Origin of the sequence: Methylobacterium aerolatum (assembly GCF_022179085.1) — a bacterium.
Classification (GTDB): Bacteria; Pseudomonadota; Alphaproteobacteria; order Rhizobiales; family Beijerinckiaceae; genus Methylobacterium; species Methylobacterium aerolatum.
The window spans coordinates 1-8,782 of the sequence record NZ_BPQE01000041.1; the positions used below are offsets into that span (position 1 = coordinate 1).

Below are 8,782 nucleotides of genomic sequence, written 5' to 3' on the forward strand. Positions count from 1 at the left end.
TGCTGATCGAGTCCAGACCCTAGGGCTACGATGCCGATTGCCTGCATACCAACCTCCGCAACAGCGGGGTCACGCCCGTCATCCCGAACTAACGCCGTCGTAAGCGCCGGATCCGCCATGACCGGTGCCGCTATCGGAAACGCCGGCGCATCAAAGCGAAATGTAACCGCCTCAACGACTTTCGTCGCCTGGCCAAGCGCTACGACAAGCTGGCCCGCAACTACGCCTCAGCCTTCGCTCTGGCCACCATCGTTTCGTTCTGGTGCTGATCGAGTTCAGACCCTAGAATACGACCGGCTCAATATTGCGAGAATTGCAAACAAAATATTCATTTTCAACATCAGAAAATGTGACAGTGAGTACGTCATCAACCACCGAAGAAACATGCAAAACTATTGATTTGATTTGCTCGCGGTTTCTAGCTTTAGTCTCGTTAAAAAAGATATCAATTGGATATCCATTGTTTGTCAACAAAAGCGATTTGGTGTCAGGCGATATATCTTCATGGGAAAAACGACATGTTCCCAAATCAAGTTCTGAAAGATCGACATCCATTACGTTTCCATTCTTGAAGATATAGAAGAGTTTCTCAATACGTCCGATGCCAGATCGCGCAAACAAACTTAATTTGATGTTTGGAAATCGAGCAATATCACTATCTATTACGTATTTGAAATCAGTCAAATCTATTTTCTTTAGTCTTAGCATCATCGAAGTGAGCTGATCATGTATAACGCCGCCTCTTTTGTCAATATATGAATTGAGTTCACTGACACGGAATGAAGCAGAAGCGAACCGCTCTACAGCAGAATTTTGTAGACTATGATAACCGTCCACGAAGTCCTCCATTTGTTTGAGGAGAATACCGGGAGGTCTAACTGTTTTCAAAACTTCTAATGTGAATTGATAGTAGTTTTGCAAAGAAGATGAAATAAGTGCGGAAAGTACAGAAGCATATGGCCCCCAATCAATGGAAGGACCCTTCATAACAAATTCCCTTAGGTGAAACATTTTCGGGCCATGAAAATGTATAATTTGCGCAGATCTATTATACCCAAAAAAAGGCCGCCAATTGAGCCCAATCGGAAGTTGGTCGAAACTATCTCGGAAAAATTGATTGAATATTGGCTCATCAACTCCCGGAAGAAATGGGCCGAGGTTATTGCTGGCGAAATTCAAGAAGCTTTGCCGCTGCTCCTCGAAACGAGGTACATTTATTACCATAACGCCGCTGTTAAATTGATCTGTGTCGAAGAGGTCTTGACGTGGCCCAGCCGCAAAAACGCTGGGTCTAATAGAGTCCCACGGAACAAATTGGTCGCGAAAAAAGACATCACAGTCAGTGTAAAGAACATACTCGTCTGTTTTTTCAACTTCGCTGATTTCAGCTCGGAGAAATGCACCGCTGGCATGGAGCGGATACCGAAGCTTTTGATGGGCTTCTTCGATTTGACGCTTGATCGACGAAGATTTTGAAACGACTTCCACGCCCAACTTCTTCAAATCACTTGCAAACACATCGTCGGTATCGCCATCATACAGGCAGATAGGCTTGAGGTCATTGCGGCGAATAGCGGATTGAGCTGCGATCTTTGCCCAAAGACCAATCTCAGCATTTGCGCCGATCTCGTCGATGCAAAAATACCACTTCATGCCCACCATCGATCTGACCAGATTGCAACTTAAATGAGAAAGCCGGTTGCAGTCCGGCTTCGGCTCGGCTAGCAAAGGCAGATAACGTTTCAGTGAGCGCGATGCAACTGAGGCCTGCACTACAATTCTCATAATCGAAATACAACGCGAGATTATGTCGTGGTTCGTGGATATTTAGCTCGTAAAGTGCTGAAGTCTTTCAAATCATCATCGGCTAAACAGCGAAGTTTTGCTTCCGATGTGTACGCTGAAGCAAAAAAATTATTCGATCCGATTTTTTATCTGGAGCATAATCCAGATGTTGCGAACTCGAAATTCGATCCATTCGAACACTATATAGAATACGGATGGCGCGAAAATCGAAACCCTAATGCCGACTTCTCAACCAGTTTTTACCTATCTACTCATCCAGATGTTGCGGCGAGCGGACAGTGTCCCTTGTTGCATTATGTTCGATACGGCTTAGCGGAACAGCGGGTAGTTGCCGGAGCTCATTATACCGAGGATCGGTTGCGCGATATCGGCCAGAAGGCCCCGACGATTATACCATCATATCTTGCTGCCGAGCTTCGTGCGTCCTTCGACGAAAGTTATTATGTTCGCCAGATCAGTGAGACAATTATTGGCGATCCCTTACAGCACTATCTTGATTTTGGCTGGCGGAAGGGCGCCAGACCGACTCAAAAATTTGATGCGATGGACTATCTTGAGTTCAACCCAGACGTAAAAACGTCGGGGATACATCCTTTTATTCATTACGTCGGCGCAGGTAAGAAAGAGCAGCGAATTTGTCTCAACGACCTTAAGCCCATTCGGAATGCTATTTTGAACGCAACAACAGCAGAAAAAAAATCAGAAAACTGGAGGAAAAACGGCAATATTGCAGCTATTGGCGCGGATGCATTATTTCACAAGCTCAATCGACAGATGCCATCGGTTCGGTTTGGCCTGGTTGTTTCAATGAGTCATGATAACTATTTAGAGTCCACTGGTGGTATTCAAATTTATCTTGCGGATGAACAGGCCGCCTTCAATTTTGTCGGCTGGTGCCATCTTCACATCAGCCCTGTACACCCATTGCCCGGTTTTTCATCCGAAACCGACCCGCAAAAATTTTTAATTCAAGTAAATCTGAATGGAAAGTCTGTAGGAGTTACAAATATTGACTCTTTAGCGATTGCAGTGCGAAATATAAGGCCAACATATGCAGATGGAGTGAAGTACATTATCCACTCTTTGATTGGAACCAACCCTGAGATCGCATCGAGTTTTGCTGATACATCTGGTGTGGGCGATGTATTTTTTTTCGTACATGATTTTTCGGCCCTATGCTCAAACTTTACTTTGTTGCGGAACGATGGTGAGTTCTGCAATGCGCCTGCGATTAATTCAAATAGCTGCGATACATGCGTTTATCGCGAGGAAAGACGCTATTATCTCGCTAGATTTGAGAATTACTTCAATACATTCAAACCCACGATGGTTTTTCCTTCACAAATAGCATCTAAGTTCTGGAATCAACATAGTCCGTTTTCCTATCGGACGGAAAATGTGGTCTGCGAGCACGCTTCATTGATCGAGTTAGGCCAAAATAAAAATAATTTCGGCAGTGCCGAAGCCAAAGAACAGCCTCTCCGGTTGCGTATTGCTTTTGTCGGCGCGCCTGTACGGCATAAAGGATGGAACGAGTTTGAGCGCCTCGTTTTAGACGCAAAAACACTTGAGCTGGCGGACTTCTATTTGTTTAGTCGAGAACTGCCAGTTTATATGCCTCAGTGCATTCGGCATGTGCCTGTTAACGTCTCAGGTGATGATCGGTCAGCAATGGTGACAGCGCTCAAATCTGAGTCCATTGATATCGTCTTTATGTGGTCATTATGCTTCGAAACATTCTCATTTGTAACTTTGGAGGCAATCGCCGCAGGCTGTTTTGTCCTTGGTAGGGCCGCTAGTGGCAATGTGGGTCACTTTATTAAGCGATATAACTCGGGAAGAGCATTTGATACGATGGACGATCTTTTTGAATACATTAGTGGCGCTGAAATTATGACGGATATTGCCAACCATAAGGCGCAAAAACCCAACGAATTCTGCATACAGCCGAGTGACAAAGTGGCGAAGGTCGTTGTTGGATAATATCATGAATATACATTATTACACCAGTATTACCTACTCATATCTTTCTCGCGCTTTGGTCCTGCATGAGACGGTTCGAAAGTATCATCCTGAATGGACATCTTGGCTCATCGTTTCTGATCGACCGCCATCTGATGCGATTGGTGTTGAAAAATTTGGCTACGACCATGTTCTCTACATCGATGACTTCAGCGATCAATTCAGCAAATCATTTATATTTATGCATAACATCGTGGAGATGTGTACTGCAGTCAAGGGCGAAGCATTAAGAAAAATAATGGCCTCAGGAGCTGACGCTGTACTTTACATCGATCCAGACATTGCATTGTTTAATCCAATGAATGTTGTGATTAAGGAGCTTCAAGATAAATCGATTGTTCTTACGCCCCATATTACTGATCCGCAGTTTGGCAATATGGCTATATCTGACAATGAGTTAGGCTCATTGAAGCATGGCATCTTCAATTTGGGCTTTATTGGCGTAAAGAATGATCACGAGGGACGCAGGTTTGCTAATTGGTGGGCAGATAGATTGAGCATTGCATGCTATGAAGAAACATGGAGTGGCGTTTATACAGATCAGAAGTGGTGCGATCTTGTTCCATGTTTTTTTGAGTCAGTTGGCATTGTCAGACACAACGGGTGTAATGTCGCGAGCTGGAATTTAAGTAATCGCCACGTTCATTTTAATAGTGAAGGTCAATTAAGGGTATCGGACGATGAATTAATATTTTATCATTTTACGAAAATCAAAGGGCCTGGCTTCGCTATGACAGACCGATATGTTGGTGGTAGTGTTGCCGTCTATGATCTCGTAAAATGGTATGGATCTGCGATTGAGTTTCACAAGTACGGTAGCATACATTCTCAACCTTGGGCATTTGGATACTATTCTGATGGCACAGAAATTCCATTAAATGCGAGAAGAAAGTATCGTGCTAGGTCCGACTTACAGCAGGCTTTTCCGGATCCATTCCAAAGTGGTTCATCGACTTTCTGTGAATGGCTCCGCCATCACGGTGATGAGATATAATTTTTGCCCATTTTTGCTGCGCTTTGTTTGACGTTGACCTGACAGTCAAGGTGCGGCAATATGGACTTGTCGCGAGACGCACGCCGGGTACCGCGAGGTCGCCCGGCGTTTGCACGTCCGCTCCCCTTACCACCAAGCAGCCGCAGGTTCGCTTTCGATCGGTCGGCTACTCAGCCGCAAACCCATCGCATCGACCATGCTCATCAACGTATCGAGCTGAGGATTACCCTGGTCGGACAGCGTGCGATAGAGTTGCTTGCGGGACCCGCCGGTTCGTTCCGCGATGTATTCCATCCCTCGGGCTCTTAGTACGACGCCGAGCGCATGAGCGAGGAGGGCCGGATCGTTTTCTTTGAGCGCCGCCTTCAAGTAAAATGCAACATCCTCCGGCGGCTTAAAGTAGTCGACAGGGTCGTAGGGCGCGACCTTTAGCGACATCATTCCGTCATTCTTACCCACAACGGTCCGAAGTCCCGTCGCTTTCAGAGTTTGATCTGACAGCAACTGTAGTTCTCTGCCAACGGCAGGTCGAGCAGATCCGTGGGCCAGCAAAAGGGTATCCAGCGGATAGGTGAACGCATGAACCTTCCCCTACGCTTCGATTACGCGACCGAGCTGCGCGGTTTCGCGCGCGAGGTCGAGGCGCTGGTGCTCGCCGACCGGCGGGACCCGGAAGCCCCAATCATCGGCAAGGTCGATCTCGCGCGACGGATGTACCAGCGCGCCGCCGAGGTGATGCGGCACGACGATCGCGCCGAGCGGGGGACGTTCCGAGCCGAGACGGTGTTTGGCACCCGGAGGGCTCGTCCGGTTCGGTCGGAAATCCGGGGCGCGCGGCGGGTTCGGGACGACAGATCGGCCATAGGCCCGTTCCGCTAAGTTCGCTTGTCGGAAGTAATCCGCACCCTCGGATCAAGACCCGATCAACAGGCCAACCCTCTGATTTGCCACTGATGTTTTGGTGGGATTGGAGTCTGGCTCAAAGCCCGATCAAATGACCGAACATCTGCCGGTGCCGGCCGCACCGGCGGACCTGTCCCTCTCGCTCGACCGCGCCAAAGCCTACGCCGGCGCGGCCCGGTCGACCCGGACGATGAGGGCCTACGCCTCGGCCTTCGCCCTGTTCACCACCTGGTGCCGGAAGGCCGGCGCCGACTCGATGCCCGCCGACCCGCTGACGGTCGCGGCCTACGTCGCCCACCTCGCCGACACCGGCCGGAAGCCAGCCACCATCGACCTGCACGTTGCCGCGATCAGCGCGGTGCATCGGGCCGGCGGCTTCGACAACCCCACCGGATCGGAGGCTGTGAAGGCCACACTGCGGGGCGCTCGCCGGGCGCTCGGCACTCGACAAGTGCGGAAGGCACCAGCCACGGCGGAGACGGTGCGCAAGATGCTCAGGAAGATCCCGGACGGGCTGATCGGCCTGCGGGATCGCGCCCTCCTCCTGATCGGCTTCGCTGCCGCGCTCCGTCGATCCGAATTGGTGGCGCTCGACGTCGCCGACCTGGAGCGCGTGCCGGATGGAATCATCGTCCACGTCCGCCGCTCGAAGACGGATCAGGAAGGCCGGGGGCAGGAGATCGCAGTCCCCCGCGGCACGAAGCTCAAGCCCTGCGAGGCTCTGGACGCGTGGCTGAAAGCCTCCGGGATTACGGCGGGGCCGGTCTTCCGGTCCATCGGCAAGGGTAGCCGGGTTTCCGCCGCTCGGCTCACCGACCGATCCGTGGCCGACATCGTGAAGCGATACGCCGAGGCGGCGGGGCTCGATGCCTCACTCTTTTCCGGCCACTCGCTACGGGCTGGCTTCGTCACCTCCGCGCTCGCGGCTGGAGCCGACGTTCTGAAGGTCATGCACGTCACCCGGCACACCGCCGTGACAACGCTGCAGAAATACGATCGGCGCGCCCGCGCCTTCGATGATCACGCCGGCCGGAAGTTCCTGTGAACCGCGCGACGCGCACCCCCGCCGATGCGGAGTGCTGGCTGCGGCGCTACCGGGCAATGAGGGGGCATGGCGACCAGCCCCGCCGCAAGGGCCGCCTTAGGCTGCTGCTGCCCCGTCCTTACAAGAGGGAGTTCGCATGATCGCTTTTGTCCTCCGGCTGCTGCGCCGGACGCCTGTCGCCGCCACCACGTCCCGTGATCCTGTGATCCGGGTAGGCCGCGTGCTGTCGCAGGGCTGCGGGCGATGAGATAGGCCCGACGCCGATGACTGAAACAGCAGCGCCGGAACAGCGCCCTCCCCACCTGTTCAAGCCCGGCCAATCCGGCAATCCCGCCGGTCGGCCGAAAGGATCCCGCAACAAGCTCGGGGAGGCGTTCCTCACGGCGCTCTCCCAAGATTTCGATGAGCACGGCGTGAAAGCCATCGAGGCGGCACGGAGCGAGGATCCCGTTGCCTATGTGAAAGTGGTGGCGTCGCTGCTGCCGAAGGAACTCAAGATCGAGCGCAGCGCCGTCGAGGAGATGAGCGACGATGAGCTTGCTCGCCTCATCGACCTCGTTCGCACAGAGGTCAGCGCTGCTGGCGAAGCTGGAGAGGGAGCAGGCCCGGCGGGCGGCTGAGAACAGGCTCACCCATTACCGGCCCTATCCGAAACAGCGCCATTTCCACAACGCCTCGGCCTCTCACCGCGAGCGCCTGTTCATGGCGGGCAACCAGCTCGGCAAGACGTTCTCGGGCGCGGCCGAGGCGGCGATCCATCTGACCGGTCGTTATCCCGAGTGGTGGGACGGCCGCCGCTTCGACCGTCCGGTCCGCGCCTGGGCCGGCTCGGAGACGAACGAGGTCACCCGCGACGGCGTACAGCGCTACCTCGTCGGGGAGCCAAAGAACGAACAGGCGTGGGGCACCGGCCTCGTGCCGAAGGCCTGCCTCAGGGATTGGACCCGGCGCCAGGGCGTCCCGAATGCGCTCGACGGCATCATGGTCGAGCACGTCTCGGGCGGGCTCTCGATGCTGGGTTTTAAAAGCTACGACCAGGGCCGCACGAAGCGGCAGGGCGAAACGCTCGACTTCGTGTGGCTCGATGAGGAGCCGGACACTCCGCAGCGGATTTCAGTGCATGACGTCGAGCGCGATCTCGCCGCAGCCGCGCTTCTGAAGGTGGGCCAACTGCCCCCAGCCAGATCCCAGCATGCCCGAAGTACTGGAGGGCTACTCCAGCTTCTTGGATATTGCAGGCACGAAACTTCCTTGCGCGGTCATTCAGGGCCCCAATGGCGTTCAGCGGGTTCTCAGCGAAACTGGCATCACTCGGGCTATCTTGGGAACCCGAAGCGGCGCGTCGCGGCGCCTCAAATACGGCGGGTCCCTTTTGCCCCTCTTTGTGGCTCCGAGGCAGCTTTTCCCCTACATCACCAATGAGTTGATGGAGGGCCCCCTAAAGCCGATCGACTACGTCGAAGGCGGCCGGGTTGTGAGGGGATACGACCACTCCGTGCTGGTGGCCGTATGCGGCGTCTGGCTTCGGGCCCGAGCCGATGGAAAGCTGCAGAAGCAGCATCTCCCAAAAGCCCAGCAAGCAGAAATCTTGGCCCTGGCGTTGGCCGACACTGGGGTGTGAACCGAACCAAGGTGTTGCGGGGGTTCTAGTTTTATGATTCTGAGCCGCCGTTGGTAGCTTGGAGGCGACGATGGCGGACCTGTTCTGGCTCTCGGACGCGCAGTGGGCGGTGATCGAACCGTTCATGCCCAAGGACCAGCCTGGACCCGAGCGCAAGGACGATCGGCAGGTCATCTCGCTGCGCGGTCCTTCGGTTCGGGCATCCTGCATGTGCTCACCTCGGGCTGCCGCTGGCGCGATTACCCGGCCGCGTATGGCAAGCGCACGACCGTCTACAACCGGTTCAACAGGTGGTCCCGCCGCGGCTTCTGGCGCGCGATGCTGGCCGCCCTCGCCAAGGCCGGATGGACGGGCGACGCCGCGGCCATCGACAGCACCTACGTTCGAGCCC

General features: G+C 53.8%; 8 protein-coding genes and 2 pseudogenes. 8 read left to right on the plus strand and 2 right to left on the minus strand.

The features are described 5' to 3' along the window. Nucleotides 1–23: 23 nt before the first annotated feature. Nucleotides 24–269: pseudogene (locus MFF06_RS21525) on the plus strand (IS5/IS1182 family transposase); the annotation flags it as partial. A 13-nt stretch (nucleotides 270–282) separates the two neighbouring features. Here the strand turns inward: MFF06_RS21525 and MFF06_RS21530 are convergent. Further along, the gene (locus MFF06_RS21530) at nucleotides 283–1,653 is read right to left on the minus strand and encodes a glycosyltransferase family protein (protein WP_238208011.1); all 1,371 of its coding nucleotides are present in this window, start codon (nucleotides 1,651–1,653) and stop codon (nucleotides 283–285) included. A 159-nt stretch (nucleotides 1,654–1,812) separates the two neighbouring features. On the opposite strand from MFF06_RS21530, the gene MFF06_RS21535 reads away from it, so the two are divergent. Together MFF06_RS21535 and MFF06_RS21540 are read left to right on the plus strand one after the other, a co-directional pair. Further along, complete coding sequence (locus MFF06_RS21535; RefSeq protein ID WP_238208013.1) at nucleotides 1,813–3,789, plus strand: hypothetical protein; 1,977 nt, start codon at nucleotides 1,813–1,815, stop codon at nucleotides 3,787–3,789. A 4-nt stretch (nucleotides 3,790–3,793) separates the two neighbouring features. Next, nucleotides 3,794–4,822 carry a hypothetical protein gene (locus MFF06_RS21540; RefSeq protein ID WP_238208015.1) on the plus strand — a complete coding sequence of 343 codons (1,029 nt, stop codon included), beginning with the start codon at nucleotides 3,794–3,796 and terminating at the stop codon, nucleotides 4,820–4,822. A gap of 126 nt (nucleotides 4,823–4,948) precedes the next feature. Here MFF06_RS21540 and MFF06_RS21545 read toward each other — a convergent pair whose 3' ends face one another. Then, nucleotides 4,949–5,263: an addiction module antidote protein gene (locus MFF06_RS21545; protein WP_306421672.1), complete on the minus strand. Its 315-nt coding sequence runs from the start codon at nucleotides 5,261–5,263 to the stop codon at nucleotides 4,949–4,951. A 138-nt stretch (nucleotides 5,264–5,401) separates the two neighbouring features. On the opposite strand from MFF06_RS21545, the gene MFF06_RS21550 reads away from it, so the two are divergent. The 5 genes and pseudogenes from MFF06_RS21550 to MFF06_RS21570 all read left to right on the plus strand — a co-directional run. Continuing rightward, nucleotides 5,402–5,701 (plus strand): hypothetical protein, encoded by a 300-nt coding sequence (locus MFF06_RS21550; RefSeq protein WP_238208017.1) that lies wholly within the window; start codon nucleotides 5,402–5,404, stop codon nucleotides 5,699–5,701. Between the two features lie 115 nt (nucleotides 5,702–5,816). Then, nucleotides 5,817–6,770 carry a site-specific integrase gene (locus MFF06_RS21555; RefSeq protein ID WP_238208019.1) on the plus strand — a complete coding sequence of 318 codons (954 nt, stop codon included), beginning with the start codon at nucleotides 5,817–5,819 and terminating at the stop codon, nucleotides 6,768–6,770. Between the two features lie 263 nt (nucleotides 6,771–7,033). Further along, nucleotides 7,034–7,390 (plus strand): DUF5681 domain-containing protein, encoded by a 357-nt coding sequence (locus MFF06_RS21560; RefSeq protein WP_238208021.1) that lies wholly within the window; start codon nucleotides 7,034–7,036, stop codon nucleotides 7,388–7,390. Continuing rightward, complete coding sequence (locus tag MFF06_RS22855) at nucleotides 7,302–8,192, plus strand: terminase large subunit domain-containing protein (RefSeq protein WP_370876769.1); 891 nt, start codon at nucleotides 7,302–7,304, stop codon at nucleotides 8,190–8,192. Before MFF06_RS21560 ends, MFF06_RS22855 begins: the two co-directional genes overlap by 89 nt. Nucleotides 8,193–8,461: 269 nt before the next feature. Continuing rightward, a pseudogene (locus MFF06_RS21570) lies at nucleotides 8,462–8,782 on the plus strand (transposase); the annotation flags it as partial.

What these genes read in the sequence shown, in the direction of transcription:
- MFF06_RS22855 (WP_370876769.1), top strand. Translation starts at nt 7,302, where the DNA reads ATGAGCTTGCTCGCCTCATCGACCTCGTTCGCACAGAGGTCAGCGCTG.
- MFF06_RS21555 (WP_238208019.1), top strand. Translation starts at nt 5,817, where the DNA reads ATGACCGAACATCTGCCGGTGCCGGCCGCACCGGCGGACCTGTCCCTC.
- MFF06_RS21540 (WP_238208015.1), top strand. Translation starts at nt 3,794, where the DNA reads ATGAATATACATTATTACACCAGTATTACCTACTCATATCTTTCTCGC.
- MFF06_RS21560 (WP_238208021.1), top strand. Translation starts at nt 7,034, where the DNA reads ATGACTGAAACAGCAGCGCCGGAACAGCGCCCTCCCCACCTGTTCAAG.
- MFF06_RS21530 (WP_238208011.1), bottom strand. Translation starts at nt 1,653, where the DNA reads ATGAAGTGGTATTTTTGCATCGACGAGATCGGCGCAAATGCTGAGATT.
- MFF06_RS21550 (WP_238208017.1), top strand. Translation starts at nt 5,402, where the DNA reads ATGAACCTTCCCCTACGCTTCGATTACGCGACCGAGCTGCGCGGTTTC.
- MFF06_RS21545 (WP_306421672.1), bottom strand. Translation starts at nt 5,263, where the DNA reads ATGATGTCGCTAAAGGTCGCGCCCTACGACCCTGTCGACTACTTTAAG.